Annotated in this window: 24 protein-coding genes; 14 read left to right on the top strand and 10 right to left on the bottom strand. The window is 66.0% G+C overall.

Annotation, left to right across the window (positions count from 1 at the left end):
* The first annotated feature begins 2 nt into the window (after window positions 1-2).
* From sufD to ACVWY0_RS13165, 4 genes are all read left to right on the top strand, one after another.
* Entirely contained in the window at window positions 3-1,289 is a 1,287-nt protein-coding gene (sufD, locus tag ACVWY0_RS13180) for a Fe-S cluster assembly protein SufD (RefSeq protein WP_485837089.1), read from the top strand.
* 16 nt (window positions 1,290-1,305) lie between these two features.
* On the top strand, window positions 1,306-1,665 hold the full coding sequence (locus ACVWY0_RS13175) for a non-heme iron oxygenase ferredoxin subunit (protein WP_485837088.1): 360 nt from the start codon (window positions 1,306-1,308) through the stop codon (window positions 1,663-1,665).
* A gap of 101 nt (window positions 1,666-1,766) precedes the next feature.
* Window positions 1,767-2,555 carry a Fe-S cluster assembly ATPase SufC gene (sufC, locus tag ACVWY0_RS13170; protein WP_248760664.1) on the top strand — a complete coding sequence of 263 codons (789 nt, stop codon included), beginning with the start codon at window positions 1,767-1,769 and terminating at the stop codon, window positions 2,553-2,555.
* 12 nt (window positions 2,556-2,567) lie between these two features.
* A complete protein-coding gene (locus ACVWY0_RS13165) occupies window positions 2,568-2,900 on the top strand; it encodes a metal-sulfur cluster assembly factor (protein WP_056339832.1) in 333 nt (110 codons plus the stop codon).
* 78 nt (window positions 2,901-2,978) lie between these two features.
* On the opposite strand, the gene ypfJ is transcribed toward ACVWY0_RS13165, so the two are convergent.
* Window positions 2,979-3,860: a KPN_02809 family neutral zinc metallopeptidase gene (ypfJ, locus tag ACVWY0_RS13160; protein WP_485837087.1), complete on the bottom strand. Its 882-nt coding sequence runs from the start codon at window positions 3,858-3,860 to the stop codon at window positions 2,979-2,981.
* Window positions 3,861-3,921: 61 nt separating this feature from the next.
* On the opposite strand from ypfJ, the gene ACVWY0_RS13155 reads away from it, so the two are divergent.
* Both ACVWY0_RS13155 and ACVWY0_RS13150 read left to right on the top strand, forming a co-directional pair.
* Window positions 3,922-5,328, top strand: a complete 1,407-nt coding sequence (locus tag ACVWY0_RS13155) for a class I adenylate-forming enzyme family protein (protein ID WP_485837086.1) — start codon at window positions 3,922-3,924, stop codon at window positions 5,326-5,328.
* Window positions 5,318-6,517: a thiolase family protein gene (locus ACVWY0_RS13150; protein WP_485837085.1), complete on the top strand. Its 1,200-nt coding sequence runs from the start codon at window positions 5,318-5,320 to the stop codon at window positions 6,515-6,517. Before ACVWY0_RS13155 ends, ACVWY0_RS13150 begins: the two co-directional genes overlap by 11 nt.
* A gap of 26 nt (window positions 6,518-6,543) precedes the next feature.
* Here the strand turns inward: ACVWY0_RS13150 and ACVWY0_RS13145 are convergent, their stop codons facing one another.
* The 3 genes from ACVWY0_RS13145 to ACVWY0_RS13135 are packed head-to-tail and all read right to left on the bottom strand — an operon-like array spanning window position 6,544 to window position 8,517.
* Window positions 6,544-7,167 carry an energy-coupling factor transporter transmembrane component T family protein gene (locus ACVWY0_RS13145; RefSeq protein WP_485837084.1) on the bottom strand — a complete coding sequence of 208 codons (624 nt, stop codon included), beginning with the start codon at window positions 7,165-7,167 and terminating at the stop codon, window positions 6,544-6,546.
* Window positions 7,164-7,880, bottom strand: coding sequence for an energy-coupling factor ABC transporter ATP-binding protein (locus tag ACVWY0_RS13140; protein WP_485837083.1), 717 nt, complete (start codon window positions 7,878-7,880; stop codon window positions 7,164-7,166). Before ACVWY0_RS13140 ends, ACVWY0_RS13145 begins: the two co-directional genes overlap by 4 nt.
* A 7-nt stretch (window positions 7,881-7,887) precedes the next feature.
* Complete coding sequence (locus tag ACVWY0_RS13135) at window positions 7,888-8,517, bottom strand: biotin transporter BioY (RefSeq protein ID WP_056339847.1); 630 nt, start codon at window positions 8,515-8,517, stop codon at window positions 7,888-7,890.
* A 283-nt stretch (window positions 8,518-8,800) separates the two neighbouring features.
* Between ACVWY0_RS13135 and ACVWY0_RS13130 the strand changes: the two genes are divergently transcribed.
* The gene (locus ACVWY0_RS13130) at window positions 8,801-10,399 is read left to right on the top strand and encodes an ABC-F family ATP-binding cassette domain-containing protein (protein ID WP_056339851.1); all 1,599 of its coding nucleotides are present in this window, start codon (window positions 8,801-8,803) and stop codon (window positions 10,397-10,399) included.
* 133 nt (window positions 10,400-10,532) lie between these two features.
* Here ACVWY0_RS13130 and ACVWY0_RS13125 read toward each other — a convergent pair whose 3' ends face one another.
* Genes ACVWY0_RS13125 through ACVWY0_RS13110 form a run of 4 tightly spaced genes read right to left on the bottom strand, consistent with a single transcriptional unit; the run spans window position 10,533 to window position 12,616 of the window.
* Complete coding sequence (locus ACVWY0_RS13125) at window positions 10,533-11,012, bottom strand: YbaK/EbsC family protein (RefSeq protein ID WP_485837082.1); 480 nt, start codon at window positions 11,010-11,012, stop codon at window positions 10,533-10,535.
* A gap of 3 nt (window positions 11,013-11,015) precedes the next feature.
* A complete protein-coding gene (locus ACVWY0_RS13120; protein ID WP_485837081.1) occupies window positions 11,016-11,909 on the bottom strand; it encodes an SURF1 family cytochrome oxidase biogenesis protein in 894 nt (297 codons plus the stop codon).
* Entirely contained in the window at window positions 11,910-12,185 is a 276-nt protein-coding gene (locus ACVWY0_RS13115; RefSeq protein ID WP_485837080.1) for a hypothetical protein, read from the bottom strand.
* Window positions 12,182-12,616, bottom strand: a complete 435-nt coding sequence (locus ACVWY0_RS13110) for a DUF3099 domain-containing protein (RefSeq protein WP_485837079.1) — start codon at window positions 12,614-12,616, stop codon at window positions 12,182-12,184. Before ACVWY0_RS13110 ends, ACVWY0_RS13115 begins: the two co-directional genes overlap by 4 nt.
* A gap of 144 nt (window positions 12,617-12,760) precedes the next feature.
* On the opposite strand from ACVWY0_RS13110, the gene fabG reads away from it, so the two are divergent.
* Together fabG and ACVWY0_RS13100 are read left to right on the top strand one after the other, a co-directional pair.
* Complete coding sequence (gene fabG / locus ACVWY0_RS13105) at window positions 12,761-13,486, top strand: 3-oxoacyl-ACP reductase FabG (protein ID WP_485837078.1); 726 nt, start codon at window positions 12,761-12,763, stop codon at window positions 13,484-13,486.
* Window positions 13,487-13,600: 114 nt separating this feature from the next.
* Window positions 13,601-14,353, top strand: coding sequence for an SDR family oxidoreductase (locus ACVWY0_RS13100; protein ID WP_485837077.1), 753 nt, complete (start codon window positions 13,601-13,603; stop codon window positions 14,351-14,353).
* A gap of 89 nt (window positions 14,354-14,442) precedes the next feature.
* Here ACVWY0_RS13100 and serB read toward each other — a convergent pair whose 3' ends face one another.
* The gene (serB, locus tag ACVWY0_RS13095; RefSeq protein WP_485837076.1) at window positions 14,443-15,336 is read right to left on the bottom strand and encodes a phosphoserine phosphatase SerB; all 894 of its coding nucleotides are present in this window, start codon (window positions 15,334-15,336) and stop codon (window positions 14,443-14,445) included.
* Window positions 15,337-15,503: 167 nt separating this feature from the next.
* Here serB and ACVWY0_RS13090 point away from each other — a divergent pair, with 167 nt between their 5' ends.
* From ACVWY0_RS13090 to lplAB, 5 genes are all read left to right on the top strand, one after another.
* On the top strand, window positions 15,504-16,289 hold the full coding sequence (locus tag ACVWY0_RS13090) for an ABC transporter ATP-binding protein (protein WP_485837075.1): 786 nt from the start codon (window positions 15,504-15,506) through the stop codon (window positions 16,287-16,289).
* Window positions 16,290-16,308: 19 nt separating this feature from the next.
* The gene (locus tag ACVWY0_RS13085; RefSeq protein WP_485837074.1) at window positions 16,309-17,094 is read left to right on the top strand and encodes a sulfite exporter TauE/SafE family protein; all 786 of its coding nucleotides are present in this window, start codon (window positions 16,309-16,311) and stop codon (window positions 17,092-17,094) included.
* Window positions 17,095-17,101: 7 nt separating this feature from the next.
* Complete coding sequence (locus ACVWY0_RS13080) at window positions 17,102-17,926, top strand: TrmH family RNA methyltransferase (RefSeq protein ID WP_485837073.1); 825 nt, start codon at window positions 17,102-17,104, stop codon at window positions 17,924-17,926.
* Between the two features lie 122 nt (window positions 17,927-18,048).
* Window positions 18,049-18,306 carry a type B 50S ribosomal protein L31 gene (locus ACVWY0_RS13075; protein ID WP_056339888.1) on the top strand — a complete coding sequence of 86 codons (258 nt, stop codon included), beginning with the start codon at window positions 18,049-18,051 and terminating at the stop codon, window positions 18,304-18,306.
* A 101-nt stretch (window positions 18,307-18,407) separates the two neighbouring features.
* Window positions 18,408-19,508, top strand: a complete 1,101-nt coding sequence (gene lplAB / locus ACVWY0_RS13070; protein ID WP_485837072.1) for a lipoate-protein ligase LplAB — start codon at window positions 18,408-18,410, stop codon at window positions 19,506-19,508.
* A 15-nt stretch (window positions 19,509-19,523) separates the two neighbouring features.
* On the opposite strand, the gene pepN is transcribed toward lplAB, so the two are convergent.
* On the bottom strand, window positions 19,524-22,139 hold the full coding sequence (gene pepN, locus ACVWY0_RS13065; RefSeq protein WP_485837071.1) for an aminopeptidase N: 2,616 nt from the start codon (window positions 22,137-22,139) through the stop codon (window positions 19,524-19,526).

The following is a 22,139-nucleotide window of genomic DNA, read 5'->3' as shown; positions in this document are numbered from 1 at the left end:
CGATGACTGAAATCACTACTGAAAAGGCCCGCATCGGCGCGCCCTCGGCCCAGCCGTTTATTAACGGTTTCACGGAAGAGGGCGAAAGCCTGTCTCCGATCAACGCGAACGCTTCCAAGGCTCCGCTGGCCGGCGAAGCGGTCAAGCGCCACTCGCACGGCGGCGGCGTCGGCATTCCGGACAGCTCACGCGCCGGCCGGCTGACCTCATACAACCTGGCGGACTTCAAGCCGCTCACCGGGCTTGAGGAGGACTGGCGCTTCACCCCGCTCAAGCGCCTGCGTGGCCTGCACAGCGAGGTCCTGGCGGGAGCGGCTCCCACCGTCACCGTCAGCGGCCCGGAGCAGGTCACGGTTGAGACCGTGGCACGCGGCGATAAGCGCATCGGTTCCGCCGGCATCCCGGAGGACCGCGTGTCCGCCAACGCCTGGGAGAACTTCAGCGAAGCCACCATCCTCACCATCCCGGCCGAGTTTGAAGCCGGCACCGAGGTCACCGTCGTGATCGAAGGCACCTCCACGGAGGCCGCCGCCCAGCACCTGGTGATCGTGGCGGAGAAGTTCTCCAAGGCCGTTGTGGTCCTGAACCACCAGGGCTCGGCCGTGGTGTCCGAAAACATCGAAATCGTTGTTGAAGACGGCGCCAACCTCACGGTTGTCTCGCTCCAGGAATGGAACGACGACGCCGTCCACGCCTCCTCCCAGCAGGCAAAGATCGGCCGCGACGCCAAGTTCAAGCACGTCGTGGTCAGCCTCGGCGGGGACCTGGTCCGCGTCACGCCGTCGACACGTTTCACCGCCCCCGGCGGCGAAGCGGAAATGTTCGGCCTGTACTTCGCCGACGCCGGCCAGCACCTAGAGCAGCGGCTCTTTGTTGACCACGCGGTGGCGAACTGCACCTCCAACGTGCTCTACAAGGGCGCGTTGCAGGGCCGCAACGCCCACGCTGTGTGGGTAGGCGACGTCCTGATCCGCAAGGAAGCCGAAGGCACCGACAGCTACGAGGCCAACCGCAACCTGCTGCTTACGGACGGCGCCCGCGCCGACTCCGTGCCGAACCTCGAGATCGAAACCGGCCTGATCAAGGGAGCCGGCCACGCCAGCGCCACCGGCCGGCTGGACGACGAGCACCTGTTCTACCTCATGGCCCGCGGCATCCCCGAGGATGTTGCCCGCCGCCTGGTGGTCCGTGGCTTCCTGCACGAGATCATCCAGCAGATCAAGGTACCGGCCCTCGAAGAGCGGCTCACCGAGGCTGTTGAGCGCGAACTCGCTGTGACGAACAACTAGACGGCGCGGAATACAGATGACTGACAAGCCAAAGGGCGAATTTGTCTGCAAGACGGATGAAATCCAGCTCAAGCAGGCTCTCCGGATCCTGATCGATGACTACCCCGTAGCTATCGTGAAGGACTCCATGGGAGATATCCACGCCATCGGGGACACCTGCTCGCACGCGGACATCTCACTGTCCGAGGGCGAAGTGGAAGGGTGCATGATCGAATGCTGGGGCCACGGCTCCCAGTTCGACCTTCGCAGCGGCGAGCCGCTCCAGCTGCCCGCCTACGATCCCGTCCCGGTGTTCGCCGTCGAGATCGTCGGCGACGAGGTCTACGTGGACTTCACGAACGTGCTCAACGGAGCGGAAGCCCCGAACTTCAGCTAGCAGCATCCCCGGCGCGAGCCGGACACCAAGCAACAGAACCAAACTTCCAGATACAGACCGCACCACCGCCGGAGGGCGCGGTGCAGAGGAGAACAAGACCTATGTCTACTCTTGAGATCAAGGACCTGCACGTCAGCATTGACACGGAGCAGGGTACCAAGGAGATCCTGAAGGGCGTCAGCCTGACCATCAAGACCGGTCAGACCCACGCGATCATGGGCCCCAACGGTTCGGGCAAGTCCACCCTGGCCTCCACCATTGCCGGGCACCCGCGCTACAAGGTCACCAGCGGAACCATCACGCTCGACGGTGAAGATGTCCTCGCGATGACCGTTGACCAGCGGGCCCGCGCCGGCGTCTTCCTGGCCATGCAGTACCCCGTGGAGGTCCCCGGTGTCAGCATGACCAACTTCCTGCGCACCGCCAAGACCGCCATCGACGGCGAAGCACCCAAGCTGCGTACCTGGACCAAGGACGTCAAGGCGGCCATGGCCCAGCTGCGCATCGACGCAGACTTCGCCGAGCGTAACGTCAACGAAGGCTTCTCCGGCGGCGAGAAGAAGCGGGTGGAGATCCTCCAGCTGGAACTCTTCAAGCCGAAGTTCGCCATCCTCGACGAGACGGACTCCGGGCTGGACGTTGACGCCCTGAAGGTTGTCTCCGAAGGCGTCAACCGTGCACACGAAGCGGGCAACATGGGCACGCTGCTCATCACGCACTACACCCGCATCCTGCGCTACATCAAGCCTGACTTCGTCCACGTCTTCGTAGACGGCCAGGTTGTCGAAGAGGGCGGCCCGGAACTGGCTGACCGCCTCGAAGACGAAGGCTACGACCGTTACGCCACGGGCGCCGGCGCAGCCACCATCGCTGCTGCCGCACAGGCCTAGATAGGACTTGCCATGACCGAAATCAATGCGGCCCGCACGGGCCTCGAAGATGTCGAAGAGGCACTCAAGGACGTCATCGACCCGGAACTCGGTGTGAACATCGTGGACCTCGGGCTGCTGTACGGCCTGAAGTACTCCGACGACGACGGCGCGCTGCTGATCGACATGACGCTCACCACGGCCGCCTGCCCGCTCACCGATGTCATCGAAGAGCAGGTAGGCAAGTCCCTTGACGGCGTCGTTGACGACTGGCGCCTGAACTGGGTGTGGATGCCGCCTTGGGGTCCGGAGCGGATCACCGATGACGGCAAGGACCAGATGCGGGCCCTCGGCTTCAACATCTGAGTTTTCACCGCTTAAAGTACGACGACGGCCGGTCACCTCCCCAGCGGAGGTAGCCGGCCGTCGTCGTCCTCGATGGAATCAGAGAGTGGGCGCCGAGAACGTGTCGCACTGGTTGATGTCGCCGGTCTGGTAGCCGGTGTAGAACCATTTCTGCCGCTGTTCGCTGGACCCGTGCGTCCAGGCCTCGGGCGAGACCCGTCCGGTGGCCGCTTCCTGGATCCGGTCATCGCCCACCGCTGACGCTGCGGACAGGGCATCGTTCAGGTCCTGCTGGGTGATCGGTTCCAGGAACGGCTGGCCGTCGGGTCCGGGCTGGGTTGAGGCGTGCTTTACCCAGAGGCCGGCATAGCAGTCGGCCTGGAGTTCCACGCGGACGGCGCCCGACTCGGGCCCCTGCGGGTCCTGCTGCGCGCGGTCGATGTACCCCAGCACGTTCTGGATGTGGTGGCCGAATTCGTGTGCCACCACGTACTCCTGCGCCAGGGGACCTCCCGAGGATCCGAAGCGGTCCACGAGATCCTGGAAGAACCCGGGATCGAAGTAGGCGGTGCTGTCAGCCGGGCAGTAGAAGGGGCCAACCGCGCTGGAAGCCGTCCCGCACGCGCTGTTGACGGCCTGGTCGAAGATCACCGTCTCCGGCTGCGGGTACTGCACGTTGTATTGCTGGAGATACGCCGGCCAGAACGCGTTCAGGCTGTTCACCGTGCCGGTGATCCGGCAGTCCAGCCGCGCGTCGGCGTCGGCCCCCGTGGTGCAGGCCGGGGCCGTGCCCTGGTTCTGATCAGCCGTGCCCGCCCCGCCGGTCAGGCCTTCGAGCAAGGCGGGGTTGACGCCGAGGAGCACAGCTATCAGCAGGACGATTCCGCCACCGATGCCGCCGCCGACCTTGGCCCCACGGCCCATGCCACGCCGATCCTGGACCTGGGAAGGGTCCAGCTGCACGTTGTCATTGAAGCTCATGAAGTCACAATAGCCCTTAGCGGCACCACCGAAGCGGAGTCCGGCCGGTAAAGTTGGGACGATGCCTTTTCTCGATAGAATCCAGCGCTGGGCCGAAGAACGCCCCCATGACACCGCCGTCGTGGTGGCGGGCCGGCGCCTGCGCTGGGCTGAGCTCAGGGACGCCGCCGCAGCCGCCCTTCCCGAGACAGCAGCCGTCACCGTCCTTGCCGAGGCCAACTCCGTGGACTTCGCCGCAAGGTTCGCCGCAGCCGTTGCCGGCCGGCGGCAATGCGCCGTCCTGGACCCGACCTGGCCGGAGTCCCTGCACCAGGAGATCGTTCAACGGCTGGCAGAGTCGGCCAAGCCCGGCACGGTTTCCGCAGCGGATGCCTTGGCGGACGGGCCGCCGGACTCGACGTTCCTGATCGGACTCACCTCCGGCACCACGTCAGTGCCCAAGGCGTTTACCCGGTCCAGGCAGTCCTGGCGGCAGTCCTTTGACGCGTCCGTTGCGTTCTTCGGCCTCGCCCAGGACGACGTCACGCTCGCGCCCGGGCCCTTGGCCGCCAGCCTTAACCTTTATGCCCTGGCTGAGTGCCTCTACGCCGGCTCGGAATTCCAGACGCTGGAGATTTTCGACGTCGGTGATGTCCATGCCGCAATTACGCACGACGGCGTGACCCGGCTCATCCTCGTGCCCACCATGCTGCGGCTGCTCAGTGAGCGCGGCCTGACCGGCGGCGTGGATGCCTCCGGCATCCGTACCATCATCTGCGCCGGCTCGAAGCTGGACGCACGCACCCTCGAAGCGGCACGGCGCTGGGCGCCGAACGCCACTATCTTCGAGTACTACGGCGCGTCCGAACTGAGCTTTGTCTCCGGTGTGGGGCTGGCAGCAGGGGACCTGCTGGACGCCGGCGGCACAGGCATCGGACACCCGTTCCCGGGCGTGGACGTCAGAATCCTGGACGATGAGGGTTCCGAACTGCAGGACGGCGAAGCCGGCAATATCTGTGTCCGCAGCGGCATGGTCAGCAACGGCTACCTGTGGGGTGACGACGGCCAGGCGCTGCGCTCCTTCAACGGCTGGTTCACGGTGGGGGACCAGGGCTACCTGGCCGACGGCGAACTGCACATCCTGGGCCGGCGCGCCGACATGATCCTGACCTCGGGAACGAACGTCTATCCGCACGAAGTGGAACTCGCCCTGGCGGCCGTGCCGGGGGTGGCTGCTGCGGTGGCCGCCGGAATACCCGATGATCTCCGCGGCCAGCGGGTGGTCGCCGGCGTGGTTCCGTCCCATGGCGGAGTCACGGCCACGCAGCTGAAGGCCGGACTCGAAAACATCCTGCCGCGGGACAAGCGGCCCCACCAGTACTTCGCGCTCTCCGAACTTCCCATCACGGACCGTGGTAAGGTCAGCCGGAACATCCTGCTCGACTGGATCGGCTCCCAGGACCCCAGGGCGCGGCACCTTGACCGCTGACCTGCTGCCGGCGGACCGGCAGCCCGTGATCATCGCGGCGCGGCGTACCGCGGTCCGGCGCGCCAACGGTGTGCTGAAGGAACTGCGTGCGCACCAGCTTCTCGCACCGGTCCTGGTCAACCTGCTGGCAGACACCCGCGTGCCGGCCGAAGAAGTCACGGATGTGGTGATCGGCAACGCCGTGGGCGGCGGCGGCAACGTGGCCCGCCTTGCCCTGCTTGAGGCGGGCCTGCCGGTCGGTGTGCCGGGACTGACCGTTGACCGCCAGTGCGGGTCAGGCCTGGATGCCATCGTTCTGGCCGCCCGGCTGGTTGCCGCCGGCGGCAACCCCGTCTATCTCGCCGGGGGAGTGGAGAGCATCAGCACGGCTCCGCTGCGGGCCCACCGGAACGACGACGGCGAGCCTGACTTTTTTGCCCGGGCCCAGTTTGTGCCGCACAGCTTCGGCGACCCGGATATGGGGGTCGCCGCCGAGAACGTGGCTGCCCGGTTCGCGGTCAGCCGGGAGCGGCAGGATGCCTCCGCGCTGCGCAGCCACCAGCGGGCGCTGGCCGCCGCCAAAGCAGGCTATTTCGCCGCCGAGATCACCACCCTGGAGACGTCCGCTGGACCCATCAGTGCCGACGACGGCCCCCGCCCCGGCCTGAACGCTGCCGTCCTGGAGCGGTTCCCGGCCGCCTTTGTGCAAGGGGGGACCGTCACCGCCGGGAACTCATGCTTCGACGCGGACGCCGCTTCCGCCGTCGTCATCACTTCATTGCAGCGGGCACGGGAACTGGGAGCCACAGACGGGCTCCTGGTGCTGGCCACGGACACCGCCGGCGTGGACCCCGAACTGCTGGGGATCGGCGCAGCGGTTGCCGCGGAGCGGCTCCTGCAGGCGAGGGGGCTGTCCGCGGCCAGCGTGGACCTGGTGGAGTTCAACGAAGCCTTCGCGGCCCAGACCCTCGCCTGTCTGGACCAGTTGGGCATTGATCCGGAGCGGGTCAACCTCGACGGCGGGGCGCTGTCATTGGGCCACGCCTACGGGGCGTCCGGGGCGGTGCTGGTGACCCGGCTTCTCGCCCAGGCCCGCCGTACCGCGAATCACGGCACGCTGGCGCTGGCCCTGATCAGTATTGCCGGCGGCATGGGCACGGCGGCGCTGCTGCGGTACGAGTTGCTGGCCGGCGCCCACCAGGTCCCCTAAGCAGCACAGGAAGGACCAAAAGCCCGTCAGTCTTCCGCGTCGCCCAGCCCGCGGGCAGCCAGCGCTTCGCCGGTCTGGCGGGCGAAGGCCACGGTGGTGATGAAGACGGGCAGCACGAGGGCCCGCGGGTTGCGCTCAAGCCCGCGGGCCCGGGCGGAGTCCCTGACGTCTGCAAAGGCGCCGGAGATATACGGGATGCTGCGGAGCATGATGGCGATGGTCAGCGCAAAACGCTCAGGGTCCGCGCCAAGGCGGCGGAACGGCGTGGCCAGCGATACCACGCCGTCCAGGATCCGCTGCATGGGCGTGGTAGCCATCAGCAGGGACGCCGCCACCACGCAGACCAGGATGTTCAGGACAATCCGGGCAGCCGTGGGCGCACCCAGCTGCCACCACTGGAACAGACCGATGACCACCAGTACCAGCCCAACAGGACGGACAGCACTTACGAGCCGCCCGGTTCCGGCGCCGGTCAGGAGAAACAGCACGCCGAGGGCGGCCAGCACCACGGCGGAGACCAGCCAGTCGACCACCAGGAAGGACACCAGGCCGCAGCCCACCACCAGCAGGAATTTCAGTACTAGCGGCGTCCGGTGGATGATCGAATTCCCCGGGACGTAGTTGGCCAGCAGGAAGCCGTGCCCTCTCATGGCGCGGCCAGGCCGTTGGTGACCAGCGCCCGGTACGTGTCGACGGCTGCCGCCGCGCCGCCGTCGAACATCACGCGTCCCGACTCCACCACGAGTACGCGGTCCATTTCCAGGGCGAGGTCGAGGTCGTGCGTGGACATCACGATCTGCTGGTCGAGGCCCGCCAGGGTGCGGCGCAGTAGTTCACGGTTCCGGAGGTCCAGGAGCGTGGACGGTTCGTCCAGCACCAGGACAGAGGGATTCACGGCCAGCACAGCGGCGAGGGCCATCAGCTGGCGTTCACCGCCGGAGAGCTCGTAGATGCTTTGGTCCGCGAGCGGCAGCAGGCCGAGGCGCTCCAGGGCCGCTTCAGCCAGCCTGCGCCGGTCCGCCCCGTTGCGGACCGGGCGGCGCAGCGAAAGCTCCACGTCCTCGCGCCCTGTGGGCATCACCAGCTGCGACAAGGGATCCGTGAAGACGAACCCCACCTGCCTGCGGACAGCCCGCACGGCCCGGACAGTATCAGCGCCCTCCACCGACACCGTGCCGGAACTTGGCTGGACCAAGCCGTTTATCAGCCGCAGCAGCGTGGACTTGCCGGACCCGTTGGCCCCGATCACGCCGATGCGCTGTTCGGTCAGCTCAAGCGTGACGTCCTGGAGCAGGGTCTTCGGTTCCGGGCGGTTGTCAACGGCAACGGCCACTGCGGCCTGCCGGAAAGAAATGGTTGCCATGGCAGGACTAGTTGTTGATCCGCTTCACCCGGCGGACCAGGACGTCGGGAAATGCCCGGTGCAGAGCCACGGCGATCACCGCGGCGAGGATGTTCTTAATCACGTCACCGGGGTAGAAGACCAGGTCTGCGAGGAAGGCGTCACCCAGTGACGCTTTGGTGTTCAGGGCGATCCCGGCCACTCCGAGTGTGTGCACGACGGCGATGCTGGTGACCATCGCCGACGCGAAGAACCACAGCGCCCGGGCACGTGTTGTCCGCCGGATCACCACGGTGGCGAGCCAGCCCACAACGGCTGCTGCGATGGGGAAAGCAATGATGTAGCCGGCCGACGGCCCAGCCAGGATGCCCAGGCCGCTGCGGCCCTGGCTGAAGATCGGCAGGCCGGCCAGGCCCAGGAGGGTGTACAGGCCGACGGCGGCGAAACCCCGGCCCGGGCCCAGCATCAGTCCGGTGAGCATCACCGCAAGGGTCTGGAAAGTGATGGGGATGCCGAACACGTTCGCCGCGATGCCTGGCACCATGGCAGAGCCGGCAACGAGAGCGGCGAAGACGGCGATCAGGCCCAGGTCGGTGGCGTTCCAGCGGCTCCGGAAGCGGGAAGCGGTGCCGGTGCCGGCGGTGTCAGTCTGGCTCATGGGGTGTTCCTGTCGTGGTTGTACAAGCGAAGCATGGGGGTGATCCTGACGTTACCGGCCGCCGTCGGGCGCCATTTTGTAGGGGACCTACTAAGCGGGAAGCCCGGGACTGACGGCACGGTACAAAACGCTGAGTCAACGCACGACGGCGGTGCTGCGGTTATGGGGTCAAGCTGGGGCCGGTAGACTTGGAAAGGCCGTTCTGTCGGCCATTCTGCCGGCTGCTTCCAGACATCACCCGTTGAGCTGCGGCGTTTCCCTGTTGTGAAAGGCCTTACCTGCTGTGATTACTGTCCAGGATCTTGAACTGCGCGCCGGCGCCCGGCTCCTCATGGACCAGGTGAGCTTCCGCATCGACAAGGGCGACAAGATCGGCCTCGTCGGCCGTAACGGTGCAGGCAAGACCACCCTCACGCGGGTGCTCGCGGGCGAAGGCCAGCCCGCCGGCGGCAAGGTTACCCGCAGCGGCGAGATCGGCTACCTGCCGCAGGATCCCCGGACCCCGGACATGGAACAGCTGGCCCGCGACCGAATCCTCTCCGCCCGCGGTTTGGACATCGCCGTCAACAAGCTCAAGCAGACCCATGAGGACATGGCCAGCGAGGACACCGAGATCCAGCGCAAGGCGATGAACCGCTATGACCGGCTGGAATCCGAGTTCCTGGCCGCCGGCGGATACGCGGCCGAGGCCGAGGCCGCCGCGATCTGCTCCAACCTGGCCCTCCCGGACCGGCTGCTGAACCAGCCGCTCAAGACCCTGTCCGGCGGCCAGCGCCGTCGTGTGGAACTCGCCCGGATCCTGTACTCGGACGCCGAAACGATGCTCCTCGATGAGCCCACCAACCACCTCGACGCGGATTCCATCACCTGGCTCCGCGAGTTCCTGAAGAACCACCAGGGCGGCCTGATAGTGATCAGCCACGACACCGAGCTGCTCGAAGCCACCGTCAACAAAGTGTTCCTGCTGGATCCCAACCGCGCCAAGGTCGACTTCTACAATATGAACTGGAAGCGCTACCTGCTCCAGCGCGAAACGGACGAGCGCGCCCGCAAGCGTGAGCGCGCCAACGCGGAGAAGAAGGCCCAGGTCCTCATCGACCAGGCCAACAAAATGCGTGCCAAGGCCACCAAGGCCGTGGCAGCGCAGAACATGGCCAAGCGTGCCGAACGTCTTCTGGGCGGCCTCGAAGCCGTGCGCGCGACCGACCGCGTGGCAGCCCTGCGCTTCCCGGATCCGTCACCCTGCGGCAAGACCCCCCTAACCGCGGACGGACTCAGCAAGTCCTACGGCTCGCTGGAGATCTTCACCGACGTGGACCTGGCCATCGACCGCGGCTCCAAGGTGGTCATCCTGGGCCTCAACGGCGCCGGCAAGACCACGCTCCTGCGGATGCTTGCCGGCGTCGACAAGCCGGACACCGGCGAGGTCGTTGCGGGCCACGGCCTGAAGGTGGGCTACTACGCCCAGGAGCACGAGACGCTCGACGTGGACCGCACCGTCCTGCAGAACATGCGCTCCTCCGCCCCGGACATGAACGACGCGGAGGTCCGCAACATCCTGGGCTCGTTCCTGTTCTCCGGAGACGACGTCGACAAGCCTGCCGGTGTGCTCTCCGGCGGCGAGAAGACCCGGCTGGCCCTGGCCACCATCGTGGCCTCAAGCGCGAACGTGCTGCTCCTTGACGAGCCCACTAACAACCTCGACCCGGCCAGCCGCGCCGAAATCCTCGGGGCCCTGAGCAACTACACCGGCGCCGTCGTCCTCGTAAGCCACGATGAAGGTGCCGTCGAAGCGCTGAACCCCGAGCGCGTCGTGCTGCTGCCCGACGGCATCGAGGACCACTGGAACGAAGACTACCTGGACCTGATTACGCTGGCTTAGTCCCAACTGCAATGCTTGCGTTCGCTGCGCGACGCGGGTGATTTCCCGCGTGCTGGCTCGTTCCTCGCCTCTGACGCACGCTACATAAATCACCCACGCCGCTCCGCTTGCGGTCGGGTCACCTTTGGGTGAATCAACGGACTGCCATTTCCTCTGCGTGTGTGATCCGCAGCAGGTCTTCGTAGGTGATGCTGAACATTGAGTTGTGGTCTCCTGCTCCGGCCCAGAGGAGCTGGTGGGCTTTGAGGGAGTTGTCCAGGAGTGTCCTGATCTTTTCGGGGTGGCCTATCGGGGCTACTCCGCCTACTTCCTGGCCTGTGTGGTGCAAGACGAAGGTGGCGGTGGCCCGGCGGATCTTTCCTGTTCCCAGCTGCGCCGCCACGAGCGCCGTGTCTACCTTGGCGGCACCGCTGGCCAGGATCAGGAGCGGGGCGCCGTCGACATCGAAGATCAGGCTGTTGGTAATGGCCGCAACGTCACAGCCGAGCGCCTCAGCCGCGGCAGCCGCCGTCGGGACCTTGGTGTCAAAGATCCGCACCGTGTCCTGGGCACCGGCCGAGGTCAGGGCGCTTTTCACATTCGCCACGGGGGCGGCAACTTCCACACTGCGCATGCGTCAGTAACCCTGCGCGTCCAGGAGGGCGTCTTCCTCTTCTTCGGCGGTCGCCTTCTTGCGCTTGCGGGCAACGGGCGGACGACGGCGGGCGGCGGCAGCCGCGGAGTGGACGGTACTGCCCGAATCCGTCAAGCCTTCTTCGCCCTCTGCGGCGTCCTCGGCGTCGATCGCGGCGTTCCTGGCCTGCTGCCGTGCGGCGTACCCGAAGCCCACGAACATCAGTACCCCGAAGGCGAACCACTGCAAGGAGTAGGAGAGGTGCGTGCCTTCTTCGGTGGCCGGTTTCGGGAACGGGAACGGCATGTCAGCGGGGGCGGGAGATTCAGACGCCAGCTGTCCGTAGGCGCCTGTGAGTACGGGATATCCCAGTTGGTCCGCGTAGGTGGGGAGATCGATGGAAGCAAGCTGGCCGTCGGGGGCGCCTCGGTCCAGTTGCGGTTCCCCGTGCTTGAGGCGGACGACGGCGGTCACGGGCCCAGCGGGAGGCGCCGGGATGGAGTCGGGACTGCCCGGGTTCTTGTTGCCGATGGGCAGCCAGCCGCGGTCGACCACCACGGTTTCACCGGTCTCCAGCTTGAACGGCACAACCACCTCATACCCGGGCTGTCCGTTCAGCGGACGGTTGCGGACAATCCGCTGGCCGTTGGGATCGTAGGTGCCTTTGAGTTCCACCTGGGTCCATTCCTTCGACGGGTCAAGCGCGGAGAACTCGTCCCTTGCCTGGTCGAAGGCGATGGGTGTGGCGGAATAGTTGGTGACCACGCGGTTGATCTCTGCGAGGGTCTCTGCGCGGCGGTCCATCTGCCAGCGGCCGAGGAAGACGCAGGCAGCGGCAAAGATGGCGGCCAGCAGGAGGTATCCCAGCCACTTGCTGGAAAAGAGGAAGCGGTACATTCAGCCGTCCTGCCCCACCGGCGCCTGGCCGGCTTCCTGCCCCGAAACCAGGATCAGGGTTTCCTTCCAGAGCCCGCGCGTCTGGAGGTAGTCTTCCAGCCAGTCACGGTGGTCGTCGCAGGAAAGCCAGGTTTTGCGGCGTTCCGGCGTATGGATCTTGGGGTTGTTCCAGAGCAGTTGCCAGGAAGCTTCCGCGCGGCAGGCCTTGCGGGAGCACATGGCAGCCATGGCCGGCGGGGGACCAGCGGTCCCTGCGGCCAGGTCGAATATGTTCATGAGGCGCGCCGTTCCTGTCCTTGCGTGGGTTCGTCGTCGTCATCAATGAGCTCGCCCGGGATGACCGCGGGCGAGGAGCCGTCCTGTTCCGGCGGCCACGACGGGCTTTCGAGTTCGGCCAGCGGCGCTGAGTCGAGCAGCAAGTCGCTGTGGACTTCCGCCTTGTCGCTGCCGTTGGCGATCACCACCGCGATCCAGGGGAGGAAGACCGCACCCGCGACCATAAGGAACTTGAACCAGCCGTCCACCACAAATATGAGGATGAGGCAGACCATGCGGATTCCCATGGCGACCGCGTACTTGATCATGCGCTGGCGCATGTCCTCTGAATGGGCAGCCGCCGCGTCCGTGATGCTGTGGACCCCGGAGTCCCCGGAGAACCGTTCGGGATCTCCGGACACGGATTGTCCAGCATGGTTTTCAAGGGTCACGGCTGATTGATCACGCTCCAAAGGCTTGCCTCAATTCTCTCACCATCGGCAGTGGTGCCCAAACGCGGGCTAAGATCGGAGGCAGCAAAAATCACACCCCCGTCCTATCGCGGCTGCACGTGCCGCAGAATCCCGGAGCGTTTAATGTCTGAAGCAGCTACAACGGCCCGCAGCGTCCTGATCACCGGTGGAAACCGCGGCATCGGCCTGGCCATCGCGCAGGCTTTTGTGGCCAACGGCGACAAGGTGGCGGTGACCTACCGGAGCGCGTCGGAGCTGCCGGCCGGGATTCTGGGTGTGAAGGCCGATGTGACTGACGAGGCTTCTGTGGATGCCGCCTTCGCCGAGGTGGAAGCTGCCCACGGTCCCGTCGAGGTCCTGGTGGCAAACGCGGGGATCACCAAGGACACGCTCCTGATGCGCATGAGTGAAGATGACTTCACGTCCGTGATCGACACCAACCTCACCGGCGCATTCCGCGTCATCAAGCGCGCCTCGAAGGGCATGATCCGGATGCGCAAGGGCCGCGTGGTCCTCATTTCCTCGGTCTCCGGCCTCTACGGCGCGCCTGGCCAGATCAACTACTCCGCCTCCAAGGCCGGCCTGGTGGGGATCGCCCGGTCCCTGACCCGCGAGCTGGGTTCACGCGGGATCACAGCAAACGTTGTGGCCCCCGGATTCATCAACACGGATATGACGGCGGAACTGCCCGAAGCCACCCAGAAGGGCTACCTGTCCAGCATTCCTGCCGGCCGGTTTGCCGAGGCAACGGAGGTGGCCAACGTCGTCCGTTGGATTTCCAGCGACGAGGCGGCCTACATTTCCGGCGCCGTCATCCCCGTTGACGGCGGACTCGGCATGGGCCACTGAAACTAGCGTGACAGGGCTTCTTTGTGGGGGTCACACAAGCGAATGTGGTGCAGGCGCTGGCATGATGGACTTCAGACCTCAAGCGATTTAGACGTTTCAAACAAAGGAGCCCATATGGGACTGCTGGACAACAAAACTGCCATTGTGACCGGATCCTCACGGGGAATCGGCGCCGAAGTGGCCAAGAACCTCGCTGCCGAGGGCGCTGCCGTCGTAGTTAATTACCGCCAGAAGGCGCCGCGCGCCAACAAGGTGGTCGCAGGAATTGAAGCTGCCGGCGGCCGCGCCACCGCCGTGGGCGCGGACCTGACCACCCAGGAAGGCGTGCAGGCCCTGGCCAGCGCGGCCATGGAGAACTTCGGTTCGCTGGACGTCCTGGTGCTCAACGCTTCCGGCGGCATGGAGTCCGGCATGGAAGACGACTACGCCCTGAAGCTGAACCGCGATGCGCAGGTCAACATGCTCAACGCCGCCGTGCCCCTGATGAAGGAGGGCTCTCGCGTGGTCTTCGTGACCAGCCACCAGGCCCACTTCATCAACTCAGTTCCCACCATGCCCGAATACGAGCCCGTGGCCCGCAGCAAGCGTGCCGGCGAGGACGCCCTGCGTGAGCTCCTGCCGAACCTGGCGGAAAAGGGCATCTCGCTGGTGGTTGTGTCCGGCGACATGATCGAAGGCACTGTCACGGCGACGCTGCTGGACCGGTCGAACCCGGGCGCCATCGAAGCCCGGCGCGCCGAGGCCGGCAAGCTCTACTCCGTGGAGGAGTTCGCTGAAGTTGTCGCCAGCATGGCTACGGCAGACGTCGAATCCGGCCACACGGAGTACGCCGGCGGTTCCGACTACTTCGGCAAGGGCGCCAACTAAGCTTCACCAACGCGAGAAGGCACGTCGCAGCATTGTTCCTTGAGAACATTGCCGCGACGTGCCTTCTGGGCGTATCGGCGGAGGTTGCTTCAGACGCCGGCGATGTGCCGCACGGCATCGAGGTACGGCATGTTGATCGCAGAGTCCGCAACTGCCCGGACTGCAGGTTTGGCATTGAACGCCACTCCCATCCCGGCGGCCCCGAGCATGTCCAGGTCGTTGGCGCCGTCGCCCACGGCAATGGTGTGTTCCATCGCGATTCCTTCTGCGGCCGCCCACACACGCAGGTACTTTTCCTTCGCCGCACGGTCGATGACGGCACCGAGCACCTTGCCGGTCAGGGCGCCGTCCACAATCTCAAGTTCGTTCGCCAGCCAGTAGTCCAGGCCCAGATCCTCAGCGATGGGACCCAGGATCTGGTTGAACCCCCCGGACACCACGGCCACCACGTGGCCTGCAGCCTTGAACGCCGCAACCAGCTCAGCGGCACCTTCGCTCAGCTTCACTTCCGCCCGGACGGAATCGACGACGGCGGCCGGCAGCCCTGCGAGCACGGCCACCCGCGCGTGGAGGCTCTGCGCGAAGTCCAGTTCACCGCGCATCGCCGCTTCGGTGACTGCCGCCACCTCCTCCCGCTTGCCCGCATAGGCTGCCAGGAGCTCGATGACTTCCTGCTGGATCAGCGTCGAATCAACGTCCATGATCAACAGCTTCCGCGGAGCCGCACGAAGGCCAGCGGGAACGATGGCGGTGTCCAGGCCATCCTGCGCCGCCTCGGCCACCGCCCGGCGGAGGGCCGAAATGCCGGCGTCCGTGCCATCCGCGACGGCGACCTCGGCAGTGTGGACCTCAAACCGGCTGTCCCCGCCCCTTGATTCGGATTGGAGCGTGGCGCCACTGCCCGTCAGGGCGGAGCGCAGCTTGTCGAGCCCGGAGGCAGTCAGTTTTGGGCCATAGCTGACCGCAGTCACGTTCGAAGTCATGGCTGCAATCTTAGCCAGCGGGGGAGAGCCGCCCGAATTGATTGCGCCACGTTGATGGCGAACCCGTGGGCCGGCCAGCAGACGGGCCGTGGCCGTGACTGTGACAAGCGTCGCTGTCCACGTTTCAGTTATCAGTCCGTCCCTGTTTTGTCCTAGTGTCTACTCCTATGAGTGATGTTCTTGAATTGGCCGCCGTCAGCGTTGTCCGTGGGTCTAAGACGCTCCTGAACAAGGTGGACTGGCAGGTCAAGGAGGGCGAGCGCTGGGTCATCCTGGGACCCAACGGCGCAGGCAAGACCACTCTCCTTCAGATTGCTGCAGCCCGTCTTCACCCCACCAGCGGCATAGCCGGCGTCCTGGAGGAAATCCTCGGCTCCGTGGACGTGTTTGAACTCCGGCCCCGCATCGGCCTGTCCTCCGCCGCACTGGCCAACCAGATTCCCGGGCACGAAACGGTCCTCAATGTTGTTGTCACCGCGGCGTACGGCGTGACGGGGCGGTGGCGTGAGGGCTATGAGAGGGCTGACGAACGCCGGGCTTTCAGGCTGCTGAATGATTGGGGCATGGGGCCGTTCCTGAACAGGGCTTTCGCGTCCCTGTCCGAGGGTGAGCGCAAGCGCGTCCAGATTGCCCGTGCCCTGATGACTGACCCGGAACTCCTCCTGCTCGACGAACCTGCCGCCGGCCTGGACCTGGGTGGGCGCGAGGACCTGGTGCACCGCCTCACCGAACTGGCCCGTGATGACGCCGCTCCGGCCATTGTCCTGGTCACCCACCACCTCGAAGAAGTGCCGCCTGGCTTCACCCACGCGATGTTGCTCCGTGAATCCAACGTGGTGGCGGCAGGACCCCTCGAGGGTGTGCTCACGGCGGAGCACCTCAGCAAGACCTTCGACGTGGAACTCGACGTCACCGTCAACGCCGGCCGCTACACCGCCACCGCCCGCCGCTAGGCCGCGGGCGCCGCCAACCGTGGATCTTCTCAGCAGCGTCTTTGTGTTTTTTGCCGGCCTGTGGGCCGGCACCATCAACGCCGTTGTAGGCTCCGGCACACTGGTCACCTTCCCGGTCCTGATCGCCCTCGGCGTCACTCCGGTGGTCGCTTCCATGAGCAACGCGATGGGCCTTGTGGCCGGCACCGCAGCGGGCGCGTGGGGCTACCGCCGCGAACTCAAGGGCCGCGGCCTGCAGCTGCTGAAGCTCCTGCCGGCGTCGCTGCTGGGCGGCATCACCGGAGCCTGGCTGCTGCTGCACCTGCCGGAGAAGGTCTTCCACTACGTCGCGCCGGTCCTCCTGGTCCTGGCCCTGCTGATGGTGGTGTTCCAGCCGCGGCTGCAGGCCTGGGTCCGCAACCGCGAGGAAAACCCCGAGCACGCCATCAAGGACAAACGCCATGGCGTCCTCCTGATTGTGCTGGTGTACCTGGCCGGCGTCTACGGCGGCTACTTCGTGGCCGCCCAAGGCATCCTCCTGGTGGGTATCCTGGGCGTGTTCCTCACCGGCACCATCCAGAACGCCAATGCCATGAAAAACATCCTGGTCCTCGGCGTGAACCTCGTGGCCGCAGTGTCCTACCTGCTCTTCGCGTTTGACCGGATCAACTGGCTGGTGGTGCTCCTGATCGCCGTGAGCTCCACGATCGGGGGCCTCCTGGGCTCCAAGGTGGGACGGCGGCTGTCCCCGGCTGTGCTGCGGACTATCATCTTTGCGCTCGGCCTGATGGCGCTGGGCTTTATGATCGCCAACCTGATGAAATAATCAGCCCGTGACAATCCACTACCTCGAATCGGCCGGGGATCCCCGCGTCTCCGACTACACGCAGCTGACGGACGTTCACCTGCGGAAGCTCCGTGAACCGGCTGAAGGAATGTACATCGCCGAATCCTCACGGGTCCTGCGCCGGGCGTTGGCGGCCGGCCACCGGCCAAGGTCGTTCTTCCTGGCGGAGAAATGGCTGGCTGACCTGCAGGATGTCCTCAGTGCCCATCCGGACGTTCCCGCGTTTATTGGCAGCGCGGCCCTGCTCGAAGAGATCACCGGGTTCCACCTCCACCGCGGCGCCATGGCGGCCATGCAACGGCCGGAACCGGTGCCCCTCCACGAGCTGCTGGCTGGCGCGCGCCGGGTCGCTGTCCTGGAGGACATCGTGGACCACACCAACGTGGGTGCCATCTTCCGGTCGGCCGCGGCCCTGGACATCGATGCCGTCCTGATTTCGCCGCGCTGTGGCGATCCGCTCTACCGCCGCAGTGTCCGGGTCAGCATGGGAACGGTCTTCCAGGTGCCCTGGGCGCGGCTGGAGTCCTGGCCGCAGGACCTGTTGCTGCTCAAGGAAGCCGGCTTCACGGTGGCCGCGCTTGAACTCACCGGGGACGCCGTGGACGTGGACTCGCTTGCCGCGCGCAATCCTGACCGGCTGGCCCTGGTGCTCGGCACCGAAGGCGCCGGCATGAGCGCCGAGACGCTCGCCGCCGTCGACCTCGCCGTGAAGATCCCCATGCGCGCCGGCGTGGACTCCCTCAACGTGGCCGCCGCCTCCGCCGTGGCGTTCTGGGAACTCCGGCCCCGCGGTTCGCAGGGTCCGCGTTGATCAGCTATTATTAACAGCTGGCTGTCCTGCGCTTTCTGCCATGCGGCAGTGAAGCAGGCACCAGCCATCCCATTCATACCTGGCAGCTGGCAAAATCCAGTTGTGCGAACAAAGGCCCCATTATGAAGTCTGATATCCACCCGAAGTACGAAGCTGTTGTTTTCAACGACCTGGCTTCCGGCGTCAAGTTCCTGACCAAGTCCACCGTGTCTTCCAAGAAGACCATCGAGTGGGAAGACGGAAACACCTACCCGGTCATTGACGTCGAAATCTCCTCCGAGTCCCACCCGTTCTACACGGGCAAGCAGCGCATCATGGACTCTGCAGGCCGCGTCGAGCGCTTCAACGCTCGCTTCAAGGGCTTCGGCGGCGCGAAGTAATTCACCCCCCCAAGGTTCTTTGGAAAGCCCGCACCGGCAACGGTGCGGGCTTTTTGCGTCTGGGGTTTTGTCGTTTCGGGGAGCCCTGGTCGTGGGGCAGGATGGATGTCATGACTGCCTCGCCGTTTGCCGCTGAAGACCGCCCCCGCAGCCGCCACGGTGAGTACAAGGTCCCCGGCGGCAAACTTGTGGTGGTGGATTTCGACGTTGTGGACGGTGTCCTCGCCGACGTCTCCCTCAGCGGCGACTTTTTCCTCGAACCCGACGAGGCGCTGCCTGCCATCAACCGGGCGCTGACAGGACTTCCGGAAAGCACGACGGCGGCGGAGCTGTCCGCGGCCGTCGCCGCTTCGCTGCCGCCCGGCGCTGTCCTGTTCGGCTTTTCTGCCGACGCCGTGGCTGTCACCGTTCGCCGCGCGTTGGCGAAGGCCACGTCCTGGACTGACCACCACTGGAACATCATCGCTCCCACCGTGCTGCCCACGCATATCAACGTTGCCCTGGACGAGGTGCTGACCGAAGAGGTGGGCGCCGGCCGTCGCAACCCCACCCTGCGGTTCTGGGACTGGGAAGAACCGTCCGTGGTGATCGGCAGCTTCCAGTCCGTCCGGAACGAGCTGGATCCCGCCGGCGTCGCCCGGCACGGCATCACCGTGGTCCGCCGGATCAGCGGCGGCGGAGCCATGTTCATGGAGGCCGGCAACTGCATCACGTACTCCCTGTACCTGCCGCAGACGCTCGTGGACGGGATGAGCTTCGCGGACTCCTACACATTCCTCGACGCCTGGGTGATGGCCGCACTCGAGAAAATCGGGGTGACCGCGTTTTACGTGCCCCTGAACGACATCGCGACGGACCAGGGCAAGATCGGCGGCGCTGCCCAGAAACGCCTGGCCAACGGCGGCATGCTGCACCACGTCACCATGAGCTACGACATCGACGCCGACAAGATGGTGGAGGTGCTGCGCATCGGTAAGGAGAAGCTCTCGGACAAGGGGACGCGCAGCGCCAAGAAGCGGGTTGATCCGCTGCGCCGGCAGACCGGGCTGGCCCGCACGGAGATCATCGCGGCCATGATGGAAGTGTTCAGCGAACGGTACGCCGCCACCCCCTCCGAACTCACTGCAGCCGAGCTCAGTGCCGCCCGGGACCGGGTGACCACCAAGTTCGGCGCCGTGGATTGGCTGCACCGGGTCCCGTAAGCCCTTGCCGGTGACTTACTGCAGCTGTGCGGTGAGCGCCCGGAGCAGGTGGCTCCGCTGCTCCACAATGATCCGGCGCAGCGCCCGGGGCGCGTCAGTGTTGGCCGTCAGCCAGGCATCCGTGCGGAGCACCACGGGGTGTTCCGCTGGCAGGGTCCCCGCCGGCAGATCCTGCGCCATGGGATACAGCCCCCGGACGATCCGGCTGGCGATTTCGATGCTCCGGTTGTCCCAGACACCGCGGAGGCACTCGAAGTACGGCTCCACATAGGGTTCCAGCAGGGCAGCAGAGGCGGTGGTAAATCCAACGATGGTGGCGCTGAGCAGCTGGTTCGACAGCTCCGTCCCCTCCACGGCAGAGTGCCAGGCGGTGGCCTTCACACCAGGCTCCGGACGGGCGGCGAGCGCCGTCGCGTGGCCCGCCCGGCCCGAGGCGGTGGTGTCGCGCTCGAGTTCTGCGTCCAGCTCTTCGGGGATGGCCTGCCCGTTGGCCGCCAGGGCGTGCCACAAGCTCCAGCGCAGCTCGGCGTCCACGGCCAGGCCGTCCACCACCACCGTGCCGTCCAGAAGGCCCCTGAGCCGGGGGAGGAGGGCAGCGTCATGACGGCTGCCGGCGGCGAGCGTCCGCGCCCAGGCCAGCTGGTGGTCCGAGCCCGGCGCTGCCTTACCCAGCTGGGCGTCGGCCGCCGCCAGGAAGGCGCCGCGCACCGCGTCGCGTTGGGCTAAGGGGGTGTAGCGTTCGACGGCGGTGACGGCGTTCTCGAGGATGTTCAGCAGCACGCCGACTCCCGTTTCGGACGGTCCGAACGACGTCACCGCTTCCACGTAGCGGGAGGCCGTACTTTCGCCGTCGCGGGCCGAGTTCCACAGCGCGGTCCAGCAGAGGGCGCGGGCCATCGGATCGGTGATGCGGTCCAGGGATGCCAAAACTGTTTCCTCGGACACCGGGTCCAGCCGGACTTTTGCGTAGGTCAGGTCATCATCGTTGACGAGCAGAAGGGCGGGCCGCGGCTGCCCGGCCAGTTCCGGGACCTCCGTCCGCGCTCCGGCAACGTCCGTTTCGACACTCCCGGTGCGGACCAGGGCGCCGTCGGCGTCGAAGTTGTACGAGCCCACGCGCAGCCGGTGCGGCCGCAGTTCCTCCCGTCCGGTAACGGGGTCCACTGCAGCCTGGACGATCGTTACCGCGCCGAGGACGCCGTCGTGCATGTCCGCCTCCAGCGACAGCGTGGAGATGCCGGAGGTCTGCAGCCACGCGGCAGCCCAGCCGGCCAGGTCGCGACCGGAAGCAGCGCTGAGGGCCTTCAGCAGGTCCGCCAGGGTGGTGTTTCCGTAGGCATGATCGCGGAAGTACCGCCGTGAGCCGGCGATGAAAGCATCGAACCCGACGTACGCCACCAGCTGCTTGAGTACGGACGCACCCTTGGCGTAGGTGATGCCATCAAAATTCTGCTTGGCGGCCTCAAGGTCAGGGATATCGGCAACGATCGGGTGGGTGGTGGGCAGCTGGTCCTGGACGTAGGCCCACGCCTTGCGCTTGTTGGCGAAGTTCACCCAGGCCGTCTCCCAGTCCGTGGCACGGTCCACACCGAGGGTACCCATGTAGTCCGCAAAGGACTCCTTCAGCCACAGGTCGTCCCACCACTGCATCGTGACCAGGTCGCCGAACCACATGTGCGCCATCTCGTGCATCAGCGTGTTCGCCCGGGCCTGGTACTGCGCGTCGGTGGCGCGGGAGGTGAACACATAGCTTTCCGTGAACGTGACCAGCCCCGGGTTTTCCATCGCGCCCAGGTTGTATTCGGGCACAAAGGCCTGATCGTATTTCCCCCACGGGTAGGGAAAATCGAACAGCCGGTTGAAGAACTCCAGCCCGTTTTTGGTCAGGCGGAAGAGCTCCGCGGCATCGAACGATTCCGCCATGGAAGCCCGGCAGAACAGCGCCAGCGGAACCTCCAGCTGCGTGCCGTCGTCGAGCGTGGCCCTCCAGTGGTCCTGGGCTTTGAAGTACGGCCCGGCGAGCACTGTGGTGATGTAGGTGGACATGGGGCGGGTGGTGGCGAAGTCCCAGCGGCTGGTGGCCGGATCGCTGGTCAGTTGCGTCCGGGCCGCTTCCACGCCGTTGGAGGCCACCTCCCAGCCGGACGGTGCCATCACGTGGAATGTGTACTCGGCCTTGAGGTCAGGCTGCTCAAAGTTCGCGAACACTCGCCGGGCGTCGGCGGGCTCATACTGCGTGTAGAGGTAGCACTGGCCGTCAGCCGGATCCACAAAGCGGTGCATGCCCTCACCGGACCGGCTGTACAGGGCGGTGCCGGTGACGGTGACCTGGTTCTCTGCCTGCAGGTTGTCCAGGCGGATCCGGGAACCGTCCACAACGTCGGCCACGGGCAGCGCTTTGCCGTTGAGGAACACACTGTGGACCTCACCGGCGATGAAATCCAGAAATGTGGACGCCACCTGCCCCTGACCCGGCACGGCGGCGGAGAAGTGGATAACGCTGCGGCTGGTGTAGCCCGCCACGTCCGGGTCCGCTGCCTGCCGCACATCCAGGGAAACGTCGTAACTGTGGGTGCTGATCAGGGCTGACCGTTGAGCGGCTTCATCGCGCTGCAGATTCTCATGTGACAC

It is taken from the genome of Arthrobacter sp. UYNi723, assembly GCF_054057635.1.
Note: the sequence above shows the minus strand (reverse complement) of the source record. Positions and strands in the feature narration are given on the sequence as shown.